This is a genomic window from Gilliamella sp. ESL0441 (assembly GCF_019469185.1).
In the GTDB taxonomy this organism is placed as follows: domain Bacteria; phylum Pseudomonadota; class Gammaproteobacteria; order Enterobacterales; family Orbaceae; genus Gilliamella.
Map to the genome: position 1 here is coordinate 1,908,998 of NZ_CP048264.1, position 21,927 is coordinate 1,930,924.

Genomic DNA, 21,927 nt, shown 5'->3' on the forward strand with positions numbered 1-21,927 from the left:
AAATTAGATAATAGCAAAAATGAAAAAAGGTGAGGATACCTCACCTTTTTTTATATTTAATATAAATAATTATAAAATAAACTTGCTAAGATCTTCATCAGCAACAAGTTTATCAAGATGATCACCTACATACTTAGCATCAATAGTAATCGTTTGACCACCAAGTTCACTCGCTTCAAATGATACTTCTTCCATTAAGCGTTCTAATACGGTATGTAAACGACGAGCACCAATATTTTCATTTTGTTCATTAACTTGCCAAGCAGATTCCGCAATTTTACGAATACCATCTGCCGTAAAATCAATGTTAACTCCTTCTGTTGCCATAAGAGCCTTATATTGTACAGTTAGTGAAGCATTCGGTTCAGTTAATATGCGCTCAAAATCTTCACTTGTTAGTGCTTGCAGTTCAACTCTTATTGGTAAGCGACCTTGAAGTTCAGGAATTAAATCAGATGGATTAGCTGTTTGGAAAGCACCCGAAGCAATAAATAAAATATGGTCGGTTTTCACTGCGCCATGTTTAGTTGAAACAGTACATCCTTCAACAAGTGGTAATAAATCACGCTGTACACCTTCACGTGAAACATCTGGACCCGATGAATTACCTCGTTTACAGACTTTATCAATTTCATCAATAAACACTATACCATTTTGTTCAACAGCTTCAATGGCTTCATGTTTAAGATCTTCAGGGTTAACTAATTTAGCCGCTTCCTCTTCAATCAACTGTTTGAATGCATCTTTGATTTTCATCTTGCGTGGTTTCGTTTTTTGTCCACCTAAGTTTTGAAACATTGATTGCAGTTGGCTTGTCATTTCTTCCATACCTGGAGGAGCCATGATCTCAACACCAATGTTTACTCCTGCAATTTCGATTTCGATTTCTTTATCATCAAGAGCACCTTCACGCAGTTTTTTTCTAAATGCTTGTCTTGCTGTCGAATCAGTATTATTTTCAACTTGGCCCCAACCATCTTTTGAAGGCGGCACTAGAACATCTAAAATACGTTCCTCTGCTAATTCTTCAGCACGGTTACGATTTCTTTCCATCGCTTCTTGACGAATCATCTTAACCGCAGAATCTGTCAAATCTCTGATAATTGAATCAACTTCTTTACCAACATATCCTACTTCAGTAAATTTTGTTGCTTCAACTTTAATAAATGGAGCACGAGCAAGTTTTGCTAATCGTCTTGCTATTTCAGTTTTACCAACACCAGTTGGGCCTATCATCAAAATATTTTTAGGGGTAACCTCATGTCGTAATGCTTCATCTAGTTGCATTCGGCGCCAACGGTTACGTAATGCAATTGCAACAGACCGTTTTGCTTTATCTTGCCCTATGATATGTTGGTTTAATTCGCTTACAATTTCGCGAGGGGTCATTTCAGACATAATAAAATTCTCTTAAATCAGTTTAAATTAATAATTGAGTTCTTCGATTGTTTGGAAATTATTGGTATAAACACAAATATCACCAGCAATCGATAAAGATTTTTGCACAATATCATGCGCCGATAGTGAAGTATTATCAAGTAAGGCTCGTGCAGCCGCTTGTGCATAAGGTCCTCCTGATCCTATAGCAATCAAATCATCTTCTGGTTGAATAACGTCCCCAGTACCAGTGATAATCAGTGAAGCACTTTCATCAGCAACAGCAAGCAAAGCTTCTAATTTGCGTAGCATTCTATCTGTTCGCCAATCTTTTGCTAGCTCAACAGCAGATTTGGTTAAATGACCTTGATGCATTTCTAATTTACGCTCAAATAACTCAAACAGTGTAAAAGCATCAGCAGTACCACCGGCAAAACCTGCAATCACTTTATTGTTATATAAACGACGAACTTTACGTGCATTCCCTTTCATGATAATACGTTCGCCTAGTGTGACTTGACCATCTCCACCGATTACAACTTGACCTTCTCGACGGACACTGACAATTGTTGTCATATTCTGCTCCTTCTCTTACATAAATAACTATATTCGGAATGAATAGAATATATATTGGGATGATTAATCCATTTTCAACATCTTAATTTAAAGATGTTGAGGATTTATTTATATGACAATAACACTATGTTATTAAGAAAGTTTTACTAGCATTAGTTAGGAGTGTAATTAATTTTCATTAATTTTACTTCATTATAAAGTTCTTGGGAAGGAATCGGCATATGTGCTAGCTTGGCTGCTGCAACTGCCTCACGACATAATGGTTCATCACCGCCTAATACTTTTAAACTCAATATCAAACCATCTGGAGCAATTAATATTTCCAGGTTACAATATTTTCCCGCATAAAGTTTGTTTGGATTAATAAACTTATTACTTATAGCTGTTCTTACCGAATTTATATATTTATTTTTTGCATCATTCGAATTACCTTTACTTGATGCAGGACTATTAGATGAACTTGGTTTACCTGAAGTGAGTCCGCCAAGAAGGTCATTGACTGCTTTTTCATTCTTGGCAGCCTCAGCTCTCTGCTTAGCTAATTGTTTCTCTTTTTTCGCCTTTTCTTGTGCTGCTTTTTTTTCAGCTTCTAATCGTTCTGCTTCTTTTTTGCGTTCCGCTTCTAGCTGTTCCTGTTTTTTTCTTTCCGCCTCAATACGTTCGGCTTCTTTTTTACGATCAGCTTCTAGTTGTTCTTGCTTCTTTCTTTCCGCCTCAATACGTTCGGCTTCTTTTTTACGATCGGCTTCTAGCTGTTCTTGCTTCTTTCTTTCCGCCTCAATACGTTCGGCTTCTTTTTTACGATCGGCTTCTAGCTGTTCCTGTTTCTTCCTTTCCGCTTCTAATCGTTCTGCTTCAAGTTGATCTTGTTTCATTTTTTCATCAAGCTTCAAACGCTCCATTTCCAATTTTTTTAGAAGCTGTTGTTGTTCAAGCTGCTTTTGTTGTAATGCTTCAGTTTGTTTGTTTATCTGATCGTCAATTTGTTCTCTTAATCGCTGTTGATTGATTTGGCTTTGTGATTGCCTTTGTCTTTGCTCAACCATAATAGAAGGATCAACCATAATAGCATTCAGAGATTGACCATTGATGTCACCGTAACTATTACTATCATCTTGCATAACTTTATAGCATAAAATTATGATTAAAATCACATGCAAGACAATAGACACAATTATGGCCAGACTTAATTTTGAATTTGATTTTTTAAACATTGCTGACATTTTTCATTTAGATTTTTAAATATTAAATTGGTTGAGTCATCAATCCAACCGATTTAACACCGGCAGATTGCAATAAATTCAACGCCTTTATAATTTCATCGTAGGGAACTTCCTTAGATCCACCAACCAAAAATACAGCTTTTTCATTCAAAGCCAATTGCTGTTTGGCTTCTGCAATAATTTGTTCTTGAGTAATATTTTCTTGTCGGACATCATCTACCCTAAGTGCATAAACGCCAATCCCGATAACCTCTAAAATTATTGGTTTATCAGAAGATGGAACTGTTTTCGATTCTGCTGCTTCAGGTAAATCTACTTCCACACTCTGATTCACAATTGGTGCGGTTGCCATGAAAATAAGCACTAATACTAGCAAGACATCCAGCAAAGGTACAATATTGATTTCAGATTTAGTTGAATAACGTGAACGTCTTCGCATAATTATTTCCTAACAGCAACAACTTGACGTTGTAAAATAGCAGAAAATTCATCAATAAAGTTAAGATAACTTTGTTCAATTCGACTGACTTTTAATGATAAGCGGTTATAAGCCATAACAGCAGGAATCGCTGCAAACAAACCGATGGCAGTGGCAATCAAAGCTTCAGCAATACCTGGAGCAACCAATTTTAACGTCGCTTGTTTAGCGTCACTTAAAGAAATAAATGCATGCATGATTCCCCATACAGTACCGAATAAACCGATGTATGGGCTAATTGAACCAACTGTACCTAAAAAAGGAATATGCATCTCTAAATTATCAAGTTCCCGATTCATAGCTAACCGCATGGAACGTGATGCGCCATCTAAAGCAGCTTCTGGCATATTAGGATTGATTTGGTATAAGCGAGTGAACTCTTTAAAACCTGAATAAAAAATATGTTCTGTTCCAGCAAGTTGTTCTTTACTTAATTTTGCTTTTTCAAAAAGAACATTTAACTCATCAGCAGCCCAAAAACTATTATCAAATTCTTGAATTTGTTTTTTTGCTTGACCTAAAACTCTACTTCGCTGAAATATGATTGCCCAAGATATGATTGAAAATACTAATAAAAGCAACATAACACCTTGAACGAGTAGGCCCGCATTTAAAAACAATTTAATAATATTCAGATTATCCACTTATATAAACTCCAAAACTAATGACTTAGGAAGCCCACATGGCTTCATTTTACTTATATCAACACATGCAATAATAACATTAGCTGAACTAACTACTTGCTTATCTTGATTAATAATAGTTTGCTTAAAAAAAATCGATGCTTTGCGAATTTGATCTACTTTACATGTAACCGTTAACAAATCATCTAAACGAGCTGGAAGGTGATAGTTAATATCCATCTTTTTGACAACAAAAGCAATATTTTCTTGCAATAACTTATGTTGGCTAATTCCAAGATCTCTTAACATTTCAGTTCTAGCACGTTCATAAAATGCAAGATATCTAGCATGATAAACTACTCCACCGGCATCGGTGTCTTCATAATAAACTCGGGCATTCCAATTAAATTCTTTCATACTGTCATTCATATATATAAACTCTATGAGAGTCATTATAACGAATTATCAATTACGCTGCACTATGATATAGAATTCGCCAAATGAAAACAATTATCATTTGTAACAAAATCTATTTTTAAATTGCTTAAATACGAAAAAGGTGACTAACAGTCACCTTTAGTTAATTATTCATGCTTTTTTATTGATTATTGTCGGACTCTTTATCTCCACTATGATTTTCGACCCAAAGTCCTGTAACAGCTGAAAGCATAACCGCTGCAATAATCCCGATAAACCATAAAAAGTAATACATAATAATACCTTAATAAAGTGAATGTTTATTATTTTCAATATGATTTTTATCAAGTCGCCCAAACATTTTGATATACGACCATGTAGTATAGAACAAAATGATAGGTAAAAATATGAGCACAACAAAGAACATAATGTTAAGTGTTAATTGACTTGATGTTGAATCCCATATAGTTAAACTTGCATTAGGCATAATGCTTGAAGGAATAATGAACGGGAATGTTGCAATTCCATAAGTTAATAAAACACAAGCAATGGTTAACGTTGATAAAATAAACGATAATGCATTTTTATTCATACCTGAACAAATAATGTTAAGTAAAGGTAGTAAAATCCCCAATACAGGCACAATCCATAAGATTGGACAATTCATATAATTGCTTAGCCATGATGCATCCGTAGAAACTGTTTTATTTAATGGCTGTGATGTTGCAGAATGATCTAAAGAAGTTACAACTTCATAACCATGCATACCAAACATAACCCATACCCCAGCGAATAAAAAAGCAACCACTAAAACTACACATGATATTTGTGTTGCTTTTCTTGCTCTTAAATAAAGCTCACCTGAAGTTTTAAGCTGTAACCAAGCACCACCATGCGCAACAAATAGCATTAAGCTAACAATACCGACTAATATCGCAAAAGGATTTAATAAACCAAAAAAGTTACCATCATAGAAGACACGGTAAGATCCATCAAATCTAAATGGCACACCTTCTAATAAATTACCAAATGCCACACCAAAGACCAATGCAGGAACAAAACTACCAATAAAAATTCCAGCATCCCACAAATTTCGCCATTTCGAATTTTCAAGTTTACTACGATAATCGAAACCAATTGGTCTAAAAAATAGCGCACAAAGCACTAGAATCATCGCAATATAAAAACCAGAAAATGAAACAGCATAAGCAAATGGCCATGCTGCAAAGATACCCGCACCTGCAGTAATTAACCACACTTGGTTACCGTCCCAATGTGGCGCAATCGCATTTATCATAATACGACGTTCTGTATCTGTTTTGCCAATAATCGGAAGTAGAATCCCTACTCCCATATCAAAGCCATCAGTGACAACGAAACCAATCAATATCACGCTTATTAGCAACCACCAGATAGCACGTAGAATTTCATAATCAATCATCATTGTGTATACTCCCTTAGTCCTATTCTGTTATTGGTTGTGTCTTTTCATAATGATATTTGCCTGTACCTAAGGAACTAGGACCTAAACGAGCAAATTTAAACATTAAAAACATTTCAGCAACTAAGAACAAAGTATAAAGCCCACAAATCAATATCATCGTGAATAATACTTCACCAGGAGTTAGAGATGAATTTGCAACACCTGTAGGAAGAATATCTTGAATTGCCCATGGTTGACGACCATATTCTGCGACAAACCAACCACATTCACATGCTAGCCATGGGAATGGTAAAAATAAAACTAACATACGATGTAACCAACGTTTTTCACCAATTTTATTTTTATATGTTACCCAAACCGATAAAGCTGTTCCTAGAATCATTAACAAACCAAGACCGACCATGCCTCTAAATGACCAAAACAGAGGCCAAACAGCTGGAATAGAATCTTCAGTCGCCGCTTTAATATGCTCTTCTGTCGCTTCAGAAATGGTAAGATTATCTCTATCTGTAAATCGTTTAACTAAGTAACCGTAGCCTAAATCTGCTTTATTATCTTCAAATGCCTTAACAACAGCAGGATCCTGATTACCTTGCTGAATTTTCACCAGATTAGTATAAGCTAAAATACCTTTGCGGATTCTTGCTTCATTACTTGTCAGAATATCTTTTAACCCTATTACTTGAGTATCTAATGAACGTGTTGTCATGATGCCCATCGCATATGGTATTTCAATCGCAAATAAATTTTCTTTATTTTTTTGAGAAGGAAAAGCAATAACATTAAATGATGCTGGAGCAGGTTGAGTTTCCCATTCCGCTTCGATAGCAGCAAGTTTAGCCGGTTGAACGGTTGTCATTTCATGGCCAGCTTCATCACCCATAATTGCAACAATGATAGAAGCTATAAATCCAAACATGGCCGCAACAGCAAAAGAGCGTTTTGCAAACTGAACATCACGTTTTTTAAGTAAATAGTAAGAACTGATACTTAATACAAATATTGCACCCGTTAAATAACCTGCGGCAACAGTATGTACAAATTTATATTGTGCAACCGAATTAGTAATTAACTCATAAAAGTTTGCCATTTCCATACGTGAGTTAATAGGATTGAAATCAGAACCTATTGGGAACTGCATCCAACCATTAGCCACAAGAATCCATAAAGCAGAAAAATTAGAACCAAATGCTACACACCATGTCACTAACAGGTGTTTTCCTCGACTCAGTCTATCCCAACCAAAAAAGAATAAACCAACCATTGTTGATTCTAGGAAGAATGCCATCAAACCTTCAATTGCTAATGGCGCGCCAAAAATATCACCGACGTAATGTGAATAATAAGACCAGTTAGTGCCAAATTGAAACTCCATTGTTAAACCAGTTGCTACACCAACTGCAAAGTTGATTGCAAATAGCTTACCCCAAAATTTGGTCATATCCTTCCAAACTTGCTTACCACTAACAACATATACAGTTTCCATTATCGCTAGCATAAAGGCTAGTCCTAGCGTCAATGGGACAAAAATAAAATGATACATTGCCGTGAGTGCAAATTGGAGGCGTGATAGTTCTACTATATCTAACATGATTGCTCCCTTTCCTCTAATGCCCACAAAAATATTACGTTTCTAAATATTGTACACCAATATTTTGATAATAAAAATTGATGAATGTCAAAAAAACGTCACTTAAACTGTTTTTTTACTGCATCACCAATTTCAGTAAGACTATTCACAACAGTGATACCAGCAGCTTTTAATACTTTCACTTTTTCTTCCGCTGTTCCTTTGTTACCCGATATTATTGCACCCGCATGCCCCATACGTTTACCTACAGGAGCTGATACGCCTGCGATATAGGCAATCACTGGCTTACTGACATACTTTTTGATATATTCAGCTGCTTCTTCTTCTGCACTGCCACCTATTTCTCCAATCATGACAATTGCTTTTGTTTTCGGATCTTGTTCTAAAAGCGCTAAAATAGAAATAAAATCACTACCAGGGATAGGATCCCCTCCGATACCAATACAAACAGATTGACCAAGTCCAATATCTGTTGTTTGTTTAACCGCTTCATAAGTTAGTGTACCAGATCGAGACACGATACCAACATGACCTGCTAAATGAATATGAGCAGGCATAATACCAATCTTGCATTCATCAGGAACAATAATACCGGGACAATTTGGTCCTATCATTATTACATCGGTCTCTTTTAATTTTTCTTTAATAACCAACATATCTAAAGTTGGAATGCCTTCAGTTATACAGACAATTAATTTAATGCCTGCTTCTATAGCCTCAAGTATAGAATCTTTACCAAATGCTGCGGGTACATAAATCACACTTGCCGTTGCTCCTGTTGCATCAACGGCTTCTTTAACAGTATTAAAAACGGGCAATCCTAAATGGACAGTTCCTCCTTTACCAGGAGTAACTCCCCCGACTAGCTTAGTACCATATTCAATAGCTTGTTGCGAATGAAAGGTCCCTTGACTACCTGTAAAACCTTGACAGATAACCTTAGTATTTTTGTTAATCAAAATAGACATAATAACGTTTCTCCACCTTTCTTATTATTTTGCAACAGTAACGATTTTTTGTGCTGCGTCAGTTAAACTTTCAGCTGTCATCACATTCAATTTACTTTCAGTTAAAATCTTTCTCGCCAATTGTGCATTATTACCTTCTAGTCTGACGACCACAGGAACGGTTAAACCAATTTCTTTTATTGCAATAATAATCCCTTCAGCAATTAAATCACAACGGACTATCCCACCAAAAATATTAACTAAAATAGCGCTGACGTTTTTATCTGATAATATGAGTTTAAAGGCTTCTGTAACACGTTCTTTAGTCGTTCCCCCCCCAACATCTAAGAAGTTAGCTGGTTGGCCACCATAAAGCTTGATAATATCCATCGTCGCCATCGCAAGACCTGCGCCATTGACCAAACAACCAATATTACCATCAAGCGAAACATAACTAATTCCATGCTTAGCCGCGATTGATTCACGTACATCTTCTTGCGTTGTATCTCTTAAAATATTTAAATTAGGGTGTTTAAATAGTGCATTATCATCCAAAACTATTTTAGCATCTAAACAAATTAAATCTTCCGAATCGGTAATAACTAAAGGATTAACTTCCGCTAAAGACATATCATTTTCTAAAAATAAGGTAGCAAAGTTAACAAACAGTTTAGCGAATTGATTAATAAGTTTTCCAGATAATCCTAATTTAAAAGCTAACTCTCTTCCTTGAAACGCACAAGGACCAGTTAATGGATCAAGCGCAACTTTATGAATCAAATGAGGGGATTTTTCAGCAACACTTTCGATATCAACCCCACCTTCAGTTGAAGCCATAATAACGACACGTTTAATACTGCGATCAATCACAGCACCTAAGTAGAGTTCTTTTTGAATATTGGAAGCTTTTTCAATTAAAATTTGATTGACTGGTTGACCTTCAGATGTGGTTTGATAAGTCACAAGCTGTTGACCTAACCATTTTTCAGCAAAAAGTTTTATTTGATTAAAATCATTGGTGCATATTACGCCACCAGCCTTACCTCGACCACCTGCATGAACCTGACATTTTGCTACCCATGCACCTAACTCGGATTTTGATGCTAATTCAGCTAGCGTGTCTTGAACTTCATCAATTGAGTTACAAACAAAACCTTCAGGCACGGGTAAATTATATTGCTTAAAAAGAGATTTGGATTGATATTCATGCAGGTTCATAAAGAAATTCCATGACTTAAGTTAATATTAAAAAATAGTCACAATTCTAATGCAAGATAAATAAATTGTGTAGTAAATAATATCTTATATTTATTGTATTTGAGAATTATTGCTGATAATAAGTGACAATGATATACTCAAAAGCTAATTTAATATCGTAATAATTGTAAAGGTAAAAATATGAAACAAGTTGGGATTTTTTTTGGTAGTGACACAGGTAATACAGAAAAAGTTGCTGAACAAATCCAACTCATTTTAGGGAGTGATAAAGCAGATCTTTTTGATATTCGAAACGCTACAAAAGAGCATATAGAAAAATATGACTACCTTTTTTTCGGCATTTCAACTTGGTATTATGGTGATCCACAAGCTGATTGGGAAGACTTTTTTCCTAACCTTGAACAAATCGATTTTAATGGAAAAACTGTTGCTATCTTTGGTTGTGGTGACCAAGAAGATTACGCTGAATTTTTCTGCAGTGCAATGGGCATGTTACGTGATATTATTGAACCTAATGGCGCAAAAATAGTTGGGCATTGGCCAATTGAAGGCTACAATTTTGAGGAATCTAAAGGTTTAGTAGATGATGACCATTTTATTGGTTTAGCTATAGATGAAGATCGTCAACCAGAATTAACCACAGAACGTATTCAAACTTGGGTTAAACAAGTTAAAGCAGAAATGAATATTTAATCTATTGAAATGATTTCTTTTATTTTCCGTTCATCATTTTTATAATAAACAATTTATAGCAACTAAACTATATTGGGATGTAATATGACAAATCATGATAGAGATAATAATGCAGCGCTGAAAAGTGCGGGTTTAAAGGTTACATTACCTCGTTTAAAAATACTAGAATTGCTGCGTGACCCTTCGTGCCAGCATATTACCGTAGAAGATCTTTATAAAAAGTTACTTGATATGGGAGAGGAAATCGGTCTTGCTACCGTTTATCGCGTGCTGAATCAATTTGATGATGCAGGGATTGTCACTCGCCATAACTTTGAAGGTGGGAAAGCAGTTTTTGAACTTGCAACACAACAACATCATGACCATTTAATTTGTTTAGATTGTGGTGAAGTCTTTGAATTCCGTGATGAAGTGATCAATGCGAGGCAAAAGGAAATCGCTGAACAATATGGTGTGAAATTAACTTTTCATAGCCTTTATCTTTATGGTCATTGTGATTCCGGTAACTGCAAAAAACACCCTGAACTTCATACTAAAAAATAAGCCTATTTTATAGGCTTTTTTTACTTTTCAAATTATCGTAATTCTTCTGTTAGGTTAGTAATTAAAATGAAACAGCTTTTAAACTTTATCCCGCTTGTTGTCTTTTTTGTCTTTTTGACAATGTATGATATTTTTATTGGTGTTCAAGCATTAATGATTGCATCATGTGTATCACTTGTTATTGGAATGATTTTATACAAAAAAATTGATAAAGTAGAATTAATTTCCTTTTTGATGGTGATGATTTTTGGTGGTATTACGCTCGCCACAAAAGAAGCGATATTCATAAAATGGAAAGTAACAATTATTAATTTTTTATTTGCATCTGTTCTATTAATCAGTCAATCTATATTTAAGAAAAACTTAATTCAAAAAATGTTAGGCAAAGAGTTACAATTAGATGACATTATTTGGAATAAACTGAATTTAATATGGATAGTCTTTTTTATACTTTGTGGAACGTTCAGTTTGATTGCAACTTATTATATGTCTGATAACTTTTTTTGGAAATTTAAAGTATTTATTTTACCCATTTTATCATTGTTATTATCTTTGATTTCAGGAATTTATATTTTCAAAAATATTGATAAAAAAGATCTAGAAAGTAAATAGCATATGCAGGAGTATCTTTAAATATGAGACAAAATATTGAAAGTCCTAAAGGACAATTAGTACTAAGAACACTTGCTATGCCTTCGGATACCAATCCTCATGGACATATTTTTGGTGGTTGGATTATGTCTCAGATGGATCTCGCTGGGGGAATTTTATCGAAAGAAATAGCTAAAAACCGAGTTGTAACTGTTAATGCTAGCAGTATTACTTTTCATAAACCAGCAATGGTGGGAGATGTCGTGTGTTGTTATGCGCATTGCCTAAAAACAGGTAGAACATCAATGACTATCGCTATTGAAGTTTGGATTAAAAAATTAATCGACACAGAAGATACAACTCAACGTTTTCGTATCACGGATGCTGTTTTTACCTATGTTTCAGTTGATAAACACAATAATCCCAAGCCATTGCCTGAAATATTTCAATATTTTGATTGTAACAAAGATCCAATTAGTAAACTAAATCTTAATAATAGTTAATAAATATGCAATTATACTCATTTCATACATTAGTTAGTACGTTGATATTTCTGATATATTGGTTGCTGATTGTTGCAACCACATTACGTATTGTCTTCAAACGAAGACCAACAACTTATGTGATTGCATGGATGTTAATTATCTATATTTTACCTATTGTTGGAATCATACTCTATTTCGCAATCGGTGAGGCACATTTAGGACAACAACGAGTAAAACGAGCTCAGCAAATGCGTCCTACTATTGCTAAATTTATTCAAAGACTTGAAGATTTTCCTGATATTTTTACAACAAAAGTTAGTCAAGTCAGCAAACCTATATTTCAATTATGTAAACATCAGACTGGACTTGATGGTATAAATGGCAACCATATTGAGCTACTGAGCGAAACTGATGAGATATTTGATCGCTTAATTAATGACATTAATCAAGCAACCTCGAATATTGAAATGGTATTTTACATTTGGAATGAAGGTGGTAGAGCCAATGAAGTTGAAAATGCACTAATCGCAGCAACAAAGCGTGGAGTAATTTGTCGTTTAATGGTGGATTCAGCTGGTAGCCGACACTTTATTAGAACCAATGCAAGTAAACGTATGCGTGATGCGGGGATCATAATTGTTGAAGCTCTTAAAGTAAATTTACTTCGTTTTATGTTTAGACGACTTGATTTACGTCAACATCGCAAAGTAGCTATCATTGATAACTATATATCTTATACTGGTAGTATGAATATTGTCGATCCACGTTTTTTTAAACAAAATAAACACATTGGTAAATGGGTCGATATCATGGTACGAATGAATGGCCCCGTTACAACATTGATGGGTGCAATATATGCCAGTGATTGGGAGTTAGAAACAGGTAAATATTTAGCCCTACCACAAATTACAGATTTTGCAGAACCGCCTGAAGACAAAAAACATATTATGCAACTTATTGCTTCAGGGCCAGGATATACTGAAAATATGATTCATCAAGTACTATTGACAGCAATCTATTCTGCACAAGAACAAATTATTTTTACTACCCCTTACTTAGTTCCTAGTGATGACATACTCCATGCTGTTGTTACCGCGGCTCAGCGAGGAGTAGAAGTTATCATTATAGTACCAAAAAAGAATGACTCTCTAATGGTTAAATGGGCCAGTCGAGCTTTCTTTTCCGAACTATTGGATGGGGGGGTCAAACTTTATCAATTTAATGATAACTTGTTACATACTAAAAGTGTACTAATCGATAATCAGCTTAGTCTTGTCGGTACGGTAAATTTAGATATGCGAAGTTTATGGCTTAATTTTGAAATTACAACGGTTATTGATGATGCTGAATTTGCAAACTCATTATCTATCCTATTGCAAAAATATTTATCACAATCCGATCCTGTCAATGTATCCGAATGGAAAAAACGCCCAATTTGGCAACATATTATTGAACGGCTATTTTACTTTTTTGCTCCGTTATTATAATAAAATTTAAATCATTTGGTATTCAAAACGGATAATTATTAGTAGCCGTTTTGAGACAGATCGGGTTGAAACTGGTTGCTATTTATTCGAAAAACATCGGTTTGTATTTCTCCATCTTTACCAAGTTTAATTTCTCGCCAACCGGGTGCCTCTAAAGATAAATTAAACTCATAGGATGCCGGTTTAAATTGCACGCAAGTTGAAGGTGTCGAAAATGCTTTGCAACCATACCAAGAATGCATTTGATTTTGATGTATATGCCCCCACCCTACTCCACTTATTTTAGGATAGTTTTGGATGATATTTTTCAATTGATCACTATTTTTCAATATATGTTGATCTAGCCAATGACATCCTGACTCGATAGCGTGATGATGTAAAAAAACAAGAGCATATCTATCATTATAGTTTTCAAGCGTTTTTCGTAAAAACGCTAGCTCTAAATCAGATAAGTAACCATATGCTTGCCCTACTACTTGACTATTTAACAAAATTAAAAGCCAATTATCACCCAATAAAACAACTTTATTTTCAGCTAGTTGGTAATCTTTAAAAATAATCTGCATGTAAGCATAGTTATCATGATTTCCGGCTAGCCAGACACAAGGCGTATTTAATTTTTGGATTTGCTTTGCAAATAACGAGTAAGCTTCTTTAGAGCCATCTTGTACAAAATCACCTGTTGCTACAATCAAATCATATTGTTTTTTTAAAGATTTTATCTCATCCATAACAGAGAGAAAACTTGCATTTGAATCAACACCTAATAACTGATTATTATCATTAGCAAATAAATGCGTATCAGTAATATGCAATATATTACCGAAATCGCTATTTTTTATTGGAAGGTGTAAAAATGACTGCAAAATTTACCTCAGCATCTGTTTTATTTTCAATTTTTATTATCAACTTAGTCATTAAATAGGACATTATGATTGGCTTTGATATTTATTTTTTTATTATAAATTCAAGTACGCTTACAAAGTGTAAAATGGATCACATTTTTATGAAAGAAAAAATTAAATGTGATCACTTAAAATTTTATTTCCATTCTTCCTGTAACAACGCATAATTGAGCTGTAACCATTGAATTGCAATAATTGATGCAGCATTATTGATAACTCCTTCTTGAACCCATCGATAAGCTTGCTCTCGACTGATTACGTGCACTTTAATATCTTCGTTTTCTTCGGCTAATCCATGAATTCCTTTAGCTGTTGAGGAATCAACTTCACCAACTAATATGTGCAGTTTTTCAGTTAATCCACCTGGCGATGCTAAATAACTAATAACAGGTTTGCAACGCCCTATCGTTATTCCCGCTTCTTCTATGGCTTCTCGTCTTGCAACATCTTCACATGACTCATTATCATGATCCATCATGCCAGCAATAAGTTCTAATAACCATGGACTATTTTGGGTTTCGATAGCCGCTATACGGATTTGCTCAATCATCACGATTTGATCACGCTTACTATCATAAGCTAATAATACTACAGCATGACCGCGTTCTAAAATCTCTCGAGAAACTAATTCGCTTTTAGTTCCATCGAATTTACGATATTGAAAACGATACTCTAGCAAAGAAAAAAAACCTTTATATAAAACACGTTTAGTTAAATTAAACACATCTTTTTTGTCAAAAAGGATCGGATTATTATTAATTTTCATATAAATTCTCAATTTTAGACTAAATTTTAATAAAAAGTGCGGATAGCAAACAAACTATGCTTACTATATCTTATTTATCTGTTAAAATTATACAATTAAAAATACTACAATATTTGAATGTTTTTTAAAGAGAAAATTGATGAAAAAAACTTTAACTTTTCTAATCGGCTTAGCGTTAAGCCACTCTGTCTTTGCAGAGAATTTGGTTCAGGTTTATGAACAAGCAAAGATAACTAATCCGGATTTGCGCAGTTCATTAGCTGAAAAAGACAAAGCCTATTCAGCCATCTCTGGATCTCGTGCCAGTTTATTACCACAAATAGGTTTAAGTGCCTCTTATGGTGTCACACATGGTCGTCGAGACTATAGCGGTATCAAATCGAAAAGTGGTAATTTATATCAATTAACTTTATCGCAAAGTCTTTTTGATTATTCTAACTGGAAAGCTTTAGATATCACTAAAAAGCAAGCCACGATTGCAGATATCGCTTACCAGTATCAAGGACAAACCTTAATATTAAATACTTCCGTTGCTTATTTTAATGTTTTAAAAGCTCTTGATGCATTAAGTTTTATTGATGCTCAGAAAAAAGCGATTGGACGTCAATTAGAACAAACACGTCAACAGCACCAAGTTGGATTAGTGGCAATCACCGACGTGCAAAATGCTCAAGCTAATTACGATCTTACTCTTGCACAACAAGTTAATGCATTAAATGACTTAAATAATGCAATTGAAGATTTACGCCAAGTTAGTGGTCGTTTTTATTCTAAACTAGCAACCATTAATACGAATACGTTTAAAACTGAAGCACCAACTGCAATTAGTGCATTGTTAAAACAATCAGAAACGTCTAATCTTAATTTGTTAACAATGAAACTTAACCAAGATATTGCTCGTGAACAAATCAAGCTTTCTCAATCAGGACATTTGCCAACTGCAAGTTTAGATGCTTCAACAAATTTAAATAAAACTGATAGATATGGTCGCAATACAGGGCCAAATGGTGGCAATGGTAAAACTTATTCTGGCAATAATTATGTAGGTCTAAGTGTAAATTTACCTATCTTCTCAGGCGGAGCAACGACTTCGAAAGTTGAGCAAGCACAGCATAACTACATTAGCTTTAGTGAAAAACTTGAGAGTACAAATCGTGCTGTAATCAACCAAGTTCGTTCTTCTTATAATAATATCTCTTCATCAATCAGCGCCATCAAGGCTTATCAACAAGCAGTGGTTTCAGCTGAAAGTTCATTAGAAGCGACAAACTCGGGCTACCAAGTTGGAACACGAACAATAGTTGATGTACTTAATGCAACAACACAACTTTATAGCTCAAAAAGAAACTTGTCTGATGCAAAATATAATTATCTAACCAGTTTATTACAGTTAAAATATGCTGTAGGTACGTTAACTGCTAATGACTTAGTTTATTTAAACAGTATGTTAGGTAAAGACGTAACGACATTAGTTACCATCAATAATTAATTTATTGTGGTTATTTTAATAAAAAGGCGATTAACTCGCCTTTTTTTACACCTAATCATTAATGATAAATGCTTTTTAACTAAACCTGAAACTCTAAGACATAGCATTAGTCACAAATTCAGTAAACATTTTCATTTTTGGTAATGGTTGTCTATCGGCGGTATAAAGCATGTGCACTTCTCTGGCTGGTGGTAAAAAATTTTGCAATATAGGCAGTAACTTATTTTGCTTAATGGGCTCAATTAGCATAGATTCAGGTAACATTGTTATACCCAACCCTTCGATAGCAGCAATAGCTAAAGCAGAAGTATCATTGGTTTGTAATAAGCCAGATATAGGAAGATTACATGATTTGCCATTAACGGAAAAAGGCCATACATAATCATTTTTATTCCGATTTACATATTGATAAATTAAACATTGATGGTGTTTTAAATCCTCCGGTACAGCAGGTATGCCATTTTGAGCCAAATAACTGGGTGATGCAGCAAAAATAAGTTGAAAAGGTTTGAGCTTTCTTCCAATTAAACCCGAATCATTTAATTGCCCAATTCGAAATAAAATATCAAAATCGTCTTTTACAATATCGACATAACGATCACTCAATTGAATATCTATATTGAGTTTAGGATAGCATTTCATAAAGCGACTAATAACTGGAATGAGATTATAATGCCCATAACTAACTGGCGCACTAATCCTTAGTCTACCTTTAGGTTCATCAATAAATTGTTGTGCTAATACTTTAGATTCTGCTATTTCACCAAGAATTAATTTAGAACGCTGATAATACTGTTTACCAAATTCAGTAAGATTTTGTGAGCGTGTTGTTCGATTAAGTAGTTTTAAACCTAAATATTTTTCTAAAAAAGCGATATATTTAGTCACCATTTGCGGCGATGTATTTAAAGAAACTGATGTAGCGACAAAAGATCCCGTTTCTACAGTTAATACAAACGCCTCCATACACTTTAAAAGATCCATATTATCAACCTCCAGTTGTTAATAAATTAATTAATATCATATTTATTCTCTACCATTTTATAATGATAATACAACAAAATAATTAATGATATGGAGCTTTACATGAAAAAAATAGGTATTATTGGTGCAGGTTTTGTTGGTCAAGCATGCGCTAAATTGTTTATCCAAGCTGGATATCAAGTTATGCTTAGTAATTCAAGAGATAAAAAATCGTTATACAGTGTCGCTAGCAGTTTAGGTTGTCAAATAGGTAGCCAGCAAGAAGCAATTGAATTCAGCGATCTTATTTTAGTCGCTATTCCATTCATTAATTACACTCTTTTGCCAAAAGATCTGCTCAGTAAAAAAATCATCATCGACACAATGAATTACTACCCAGATCGTGACGGTCATTTTGAACAACTAGATAACCATCAAATTACAACAAGCGAACTTGTCGCTCAACATCTTGACCAGTCTAAAATTGTCAAAGCATTTAATGCAATACTTGCCAAAGACATTGTTAAAGATGCCAAGCCGGATGATAAAACAGACAGAAGAGCACTCCCAGTTGCTGGTAATGATATGCCAAGCAAACAAATTATATTCAATTTACTAGAACAAGTTGGATTCGATTATATCGATACCGGAGATTTATCTCAAAGTTGGCGATTTGAACGAGCAAAACCTGCTTATTGTGTACCTCTAAATCGAGACCAGTTATTTGAAGCACTAGCTAAAGCTTCAAAAGAAGAAGAATTACCCCATAATTCATGGAAATAATAATAAATATTAATCTTATTCAAATATGAAAAAGGAAAGAAAATGATCAATAATGAAAAAAAATACACGGCAATAACCGGCGCCAGTTCTGGCATTGGTTATGCCTGTGCACTTGAATTTGCTAACCGCAATAAAAATCTAATATTAATAGCAAGAAGAGAACAACAACTGCAAGCATTAAAACAAAAAATAGCTGAAGTGAACCCAAATATCCAAGTCATTATCAAAATTTGTGATTTATCTCAAGCAACTAATGTTAATTCTCTGTTTGAGCAATTAAATAGCTATTACATTGAAACATGGATAAATAATGCGGGTTTCGGACATTATGGAAGCGTTGAAGATCAAAATTTAGAGAAAATACAATCCATGTTACATTTAAATATTGAAGCTTTAACTATTTTATCCACACTTTATGTCCAGAAATATCATAATAAACCTGATACACAGCTAATAAATATCTCATCAAGAGGTGGATATACTATAGTACCTAATGCAGTTACCTATTGCGCCACTAAATTTTACGTTAATGCCTTCACGGAAGGATTAGCACAAGAGTTAAAACAAGCAAAAGCAAAATTGACGGCAAAAGTTTTAGCACCAGCTGCGACCAAAACGGAATTTGGTCAAAAAGCGAATAATGTTAATGAATATGACTATGATAAAAGTTTTAACCAATATCACACAGCAGAACAAATGGCTGGTTTTTTAATGAAATTATATGATAGTGATCAAACTATCGGAGAAATCAGCACTAAAGATTTTTCATTTTCTTTAAAAAATAGCATATTGCCTTATTCTGGCAATCCTTCAGAAAATCAAAAAAGTTAGATAATTAATTAGATAGATGACAATTAAACAGCATTTAAACGATATCCTACTCTTTAGCTCAAAACCATCATTTAATAGTGTTTTGAGCTTTTTTTATCTAAGGGTTTCAACTTAAATATCGTTGTTCAAAAAGTTTTCAAAAAATTGCCCCAAATTTTTTAAAAATTACATTTGAATTAAATTCATCAGCGACCCAATCTTGGCAATTCTTTCTTCAACTTTTTTGGCTGCTCCGTCTAACGAATAACCATCATCAATCAATTCTTGAATGAGGATTATCTTTTTAATGTTCGCTAAATCAAATTGACGCGATTTAGATTTTGGATCCACTGTTTTGATAATGCCTTTTTCTTCCCAATAACGCAATTTTCTTACTGGAATTTTAGTTATTTCAGAAACTTCCCCAATACCAACAATTACCGTTGATAAAAAATTATCATAAGAATTTTTTAAGGATTTTTTTTCCATATCAAAAACCTATTTATACTCAAAGTAAAAATCTATTATAAAACACAATATATTTAAACAACAAATAATGTTGTACTTAAAACAAATTTGGCTTTATAATTCAATCATTGTACTTTAACTACAATAATTGTATATATAGAGCCTAAAATGAAATATAAATTAATCATAGGTACCTTGTGCATTCCTCTTCTTGCACTTGGTGTCGTTACCCAACTTTATTTACTAATGCCTGTCTCAACCAATCTGTTACAATTTGTTAAACATGCTACGACCAATAATATAGGATTATTAACCACTCTATTTGGCTTTTTTTACGCTGTCGGGTTAATTATCTGGGGAAGTTTATCTGATCGAATTGGCAAGGATTTAACCTTAATCATTGGTCTATTATTACTTGCTTGTGTTAGCTTTATCGTACCACTGCTACACAACTATTATTTATTATTATTTGCTCGTGCAGTTCAAGGCTTTTGTGCTGCTTCGTTTCCTCCCGTGGCTTTAGCTTGGGTTTCAATTAATCTGCCAGATAGTTCAAAACCTAAAGCAATATCCCTGATCAGTTGCGCATTTTTACTTGCAGCAACGATTGGTCAATGGTTAGGATCATTATTGATTTCAAACTCCCTTTATTATGCAATGTGGTTTTTAACAGGTATTTATGCATGTGGCGCAACTATTTTTTACTTTTACTATTTAAAAAACAAACAAAACTATCAGGTTACCCCAAGCGCAACACTCCTTTCAATATGTTGCAAGATACCTAATATACTCACTAATAGAAAGTTATTACCAGTATATCTATGCTCGTTATTTGTCTTACTTAGTTTCGTCTCACTTTATTCTGTGTTGCACCGTAGTGCACTTATCGTATATGTTCCAACTTTAAGAAACATTAGCATCATTGCTATGCTATTTAGTTTAACCTCCAGTTATCTATTTAAAGTGATCAAACCAACGTATGTTCTTGCGATAGCACTTTGCTTAATGGCTTTTTCATTATTTATACATACGTTTTTCTTAACTGATCGATTAAACACATTGGTTATTCTCTATTTCTGCCATTTCATGCTAATTATTGGTCTTGCGTATGCTGTTCCTTCCATGATCGTATGTATAGCAACGCAATCAGAGATAAAAGATCGCGGTATTGCCACATCACTGTATACCTGTATTTTATTTATAGGTGCAAGCCTTGGAGCATTATTACCGACATTTATTACCCCTCCTATTTTGATAACATCGCTTTCTATTTTACTTATGGTCTGCGCAATACAACTCATTTTAAATTTAAAAGCTCATCATTAAGGATATTGATTTATGACAAAACAACTAACCATACTGACATTTATATTAAGTTTTTTTTATTCAAATTGTTACGCACAGCAACTTAACCAAACTAAGGAAACGTCTATGACTTCAACACAATTGGCAAAAATCAGCACACAACTTTCCCCAAACTTTCAGCAATTATTACCTGATAATGAGCTTAATTTTAACTTAGTGTTAACACATAAAGGACTACACAACGAGCAACCGGTAACGTTATACCGTTTTGAACCACAAGAAACCATGCATCTTAATAGCCAACATGTTTCATTTTTACTCGATGATAATTCAAATAAATTGCAAGGATTTGTTAGATTATTACCACAGTATCAATCAACTAAAGCACAAGTGACGAAAGATAAAGCATTAGCAATAACGCTCAAATTTCTTGAAACTTATGCACCAGATTTATTGAAAAATTATAATAATAATTGGATAGATACCCATGATGAAGAGATTATGGTGAATGGTAAAAAAGTGACTTTAACTGGCATGAAAGTTAAATGCCGCGACTTAAATACAGGTCTTTACTTTTGGACAATTATTGCACCGGATGAAACTATCATGGTTTTTGAAAGAAATGTTGAGTGGGACTTTATTCGTGCAGGTCGTCAAACACAAAAATGGCTACATGACAGTTGGTTAAGAAAAAAATTATAAAGAAGCGAGATAATTATGGATATTAAACTCATGGGAGAGATTA

Annotated in this window: 25 protein-coding genes; 10 read left to right on the top strand and 15 right to left on the bottom strand. The window is 33.9% G+C overall.

Translation table 11 applies throughout. The features are described 5' to 3' along the window. Positions 1-69: 69 nt before the first annotated feature. From hslU to sucC, 11 genes are all read right to left on the bottom strand, one after another. Complete coding sequence (gene hslU / locus GYM75_RS08560; protein WP_255556762.1) at positions 70-1,398, bottom strand: HslU--HslV peptidase ATPase subunit; 1,329 nt, start codon at positions 1,396-1,398, stop codon at positions 70-72. 27 nt (positions 1,399-1,425) lie between these two features. Beyond that, positions 1,426-1,953 (bottom strand): ATP-dependent protease subunit HslV, encoded by a 528-nt coding sequence (gene hslV / locus GYM75_RS08565; protein ID WP_065556332.1) that lies wholly within the window; start codon positions 1,951-1,953, stop codon positions 1,426-1,428. Between the two features lie 152 nt (positions 1,954-2,105). Continuing rightward, the gene (gene tolA / locus GYM75_RS08570) at positions 2,106-3,167 is read right to left on the bottom strand and encodes a cell envelope integrity protein TolA (protein WP_220215548.1); all 1,062 of its coding nucleotides are present in this window, start codon (positions 3,165-3,167) and stop codon (positions 2,106-2,108) included. Between the two features lie 31 nt (positions 3,168-3,198). Beyond that, positions 3,199-3,615 (bottom strand): colicin uptake protein TolR, encoded by a 417-nt coding sequence (gene tolR / locus GYM75_RS08575; protein WP_220215549.1) that lies wholly within the window; start codon positions 3,613-3,615, stop codon positions 3,199-3,201. A gap of 2 nt (positions 3,616-3,617) precedes the next feature. Then, positions 3,618-4,298 (bottom strand): protein TolQ, encoded by a 681-nt coding sequence (gene tolQ / locus GYM75_RS08580; protein ID WP_220215550.1) that lies wholly within the window; start codon positions 4,296-4,298, stop codon positions 3,618-3,620. Further along, entirely contained in the window at positions 4,299-4,694 is a 396-nt protein-coding gene (gene ybgC, locus GYM75_RS08585; RefSeq protein ID WP_370632105.1) for a tol-pal system-associated acyl-CoA thioesterase, read from the bottom strand. 181 nt (positions 4,695-4,875) lie between these two features. Further along, positions 4,876-4,989, bottom strand: a complete 114-nt coding sequence (locus GYM75_RS08590) for a cytochrome bd oxidase small subunit, CydX/CbdX family (protein WP_220215552.1) — start codon at positions 4,987-4,989, stop codon at positions 4,876-4,878. A gap of 9 nt (positions 4,990-4,998) precedes the next feature. Beyond that, the gene (gene cydB, locus GYM75_RS08595) at positions 4,999-6,135 is read right to left on the bottom strand and encodes a cytochrome d ubiquinol oxidase subunit II (RefSeq protein WP_220217300.1); all 1,137 of its coding nucleotides are present in this window, start codon (positions 6,133-6,135) and stop codon (positions 4,999-5,001) included. Between the two features lie 22 nt (positions 6,136-6,157). Next, entirely contained in the window at positions 6,158-7,729 is a 1,572-nt protein-coding gene (locus GYM75_RS08600; protein WP_220215553.1) for a cytochrome ubiquinol oxidase subunit I, read from the bottom strand. 98 nt (positions 7,730-7,827) lie between these two features. After that, a complete protein-coding gene (sucD, locus tag GYM75_RS08605; protein WP_220215554.1) occupies positions 7,828-8,697 on the bottom strand; it encodes a succinate--CoA ligase subunit alpha in 870 nt (289 codons plus the stop codon). Positions 8,698-8,721: 24 nt separating this feature from the next. After that, positions 8,722-9,894 carry an ADP-forming succinate--CoA ligase subunit beta gene (sucC, locus tag GYM75_RS08610; RefSeq protein WP_220215555.1) on the bottom strand — a complete coding sequence of 391 codons (1,173 nt, stop codon included), beginning with the start codon at positions 9,892-9,894 and terminating at the stop codon, positions 8,722-8,724. A 180-nt stretch (positions 9,895-10,074) separates the two neighbouring features. Here sucC and fldA point away from each other — a divergent pair, with 180 nt between their 5' ends. From fldA to cls, 5 genes are all read left to right on the top strand, one after another. Next, the gene (gene fldA / locus GYM75_RS08615) at positions 10,075-10,587 is read left to right on the top strand and encodes a flavodoxin FldA (protein ID WP_220215556.1); all 513 of its coding nucleotides are present in this window, start codon (positions 10,075-10,077) and stop codon (positions 10,585-10,587) included. A gap of 84 nt (positions 10,588-10,671) precedes the next feature. Continuing rightward, on the top strand, positions 10,672-11,130 hold the full coding sequence (fur, locus tag GYM75_RS08620) for a ferric iron uptake transcriptional regulator (RefSeq protein ID WP_220215557.1): 459 nt from the start codon (positions 10,672-10,674) through the stop codon (positions 11,128-11,130). A gap of 66 nt (positions 11,131-11,196) precedes the next feature. After that, positions 11,197-11,742 carry a septation protein A gene (locus GYM75_RS08625; protein WP_220215558.1) on the top strand — a complete coding sequence of 182 codons (546 nt, stop codon included), beginning with the start codon at positions 11,197-11,199 and terminating at the stop codon, positions 11,740-11,742. A 23-nt stretch (positions 11,743-11,765) separates the two neighbouring features. After that, the gene (gene yciA, locus GYM75_RS08630) at positions 11,766-12,224 is read left to right on the top strand and encodes an acyl-CoA thioester hydrolase YciA (protein WP_220215559.1); all 459 of its coding nucleotides are present in this window, start codon (positions 11,766-11,768) and stop codon (positions 12,222-12,224) included. 5 nt (positions 12,225-12,229) lie between these two features. Beyond that, complete coding sequence (gene cls / locus GYM75_RS08635; RefSeq protein ID WP_220215560.1) at positions 12,230-13,693, top strand: cardiolipin synthase; 1,464 nt, start codon at positions 12,230-12,232, stop codon at positions 13,691-13,693. A gap of 38 nt (positions 13,694-13,731) precedes the next feature. Here cls and cpdA read toward each other — a convergent pair whose 3' ends face one another. Both cpdA and nudF read right to left on the bottom strand, forming a co-directional pair. Next, entirely contained in the window at positions 13,732-14,559 is an 828-nt protein-coding gene (gene cpdA, locus GYM75_RS08640) for a 3',5'-cyclic-AMP phosphodiesterase (RefSeq protein ID WP_220215561.1), read from the bottom strand. A 175-nt stretch (positions 14,560-14,734) separates the two neighbouring features. After that, positions 14,735-15,364, bottom strand: coding sequence for an ADP-ribose diphosphatase (nudF, locus tag GYM75_RS08645; RefSeq protein WP_220215562.1), 630 nt, complete (start codon positions 15,362-15,364; stop codon positions 14,735-14,737). 139 nt (positions 15,365-15,503) lie between these two features. On the opposite strand from nudF, the gene tolC reads away from it, so the two are divergent. Then, positions 15,504-16,853, top strand: coding sequence for an outer membrane channel protein TolC (gene tolC, locus GYM75_RS08650; RefSeq protein WP_220215563.1), 1,350 nt, complete (start codon positions 15,504-15,506; stop codon positions 16,851-16,853). Positions 16,854-16,946: 93 nt separating this feature from the next. Here the strand turns inward: tolC and GYM75_RS08655 are convergent, their stop codons facing one another. Then, complete coding sequence (locus tag GYM75_RS08655; RefSeq protein WP_220215564.1) at positions 16,947-17,837, bottom strand: LysR family transcriptional regulator; 891 nt, start codon at positions 17,835-17,837, stop codon at positions 16,947-16,949. Between the two features lie 102 nt (positions 17,838-17,939). Here GYM75_RS08655 and GYM75_RS08660 point away from each other — a divergent pair, with 102 nt between their 5' ends. Together GYM75_RS08660 and GYM75_RS08665 are read left to right on the top strand one after the other, a co-directional pair. Continuing rightward, the gene (locus GYM75_RS08660; protein ID WP_220215565.1) at positions 17,940-18,599 is read left to right on the top strand and encodes an NADPH-dependent F420 reductase; all 660 of its coding nucleotides are present in this window, start codon (positions 17,940-17,942) and stop codon (positions 18,597-18,599) included. Between the two features lie 42 nt (positions 18,600-18,641). Then, positions 18,642-19,430 carry an SDR family oxidoreductase gene (locus GYM75_RS08665; RefSeq protein WP_220215566.1) on the top strand — a complete coding sequence of 263 codons (789 nt, stop codon included), beginning with the start codon at positions 18,642-18,644 and terminating at the stop codon, positions 19,428-19,430. A gap of 165 nt (positions 19,431-19,595) precedes the next feature. Here the strand turns inward: GYM75_RS08665 and GYM75_RS08670 are convergent, their stop codons facing one another. After that, positions 19,596-19,898 carry a MerR family transcriptional regulator gene (locus tag GYM75_RS08670; protein ID WP_220215567.1) on the bottom strand — a complete coding sequence of 101 codons (303 nt, stop codon included), beginning with the start codon at positions 19,896-19,898 and terminating at the stop codon, positions 19,596-19,598. 147 nt (positions 19,899-20,045) lie between these two features. Between GYM75_RS08670 and GYM75_RS08675 the strand changes: the two genes are divergently transcribed. Both GYM75_RS08675 and GYM75_RS08680 read left to right on the top strand, forming a co-directional pair. Further along, complete coding sequence (locus GYM75_RS08675; RefSeq protein WP_220215568.1) at positions 20,046-21,203, top strand: MFS transporter; 1,158 nt, start codon at positions 20,046-20,048, stop codon at positions 21,201-21,203. A gap of 105 nt (positions 21,204-21,308) precedes the next feature. Further along, positions 21,309-21,884 (top strand): hypothetical protein, encoded by a 576-nt coding sequence (locus GYM75_RS08680; protein ID WP_220215569.1) that lies wholly within the window; start codon positions 21,309-21,311, stop codon positions 21,882-21,884. Positions 21,885-21,927: the final 43 nt, after the last annotated feature.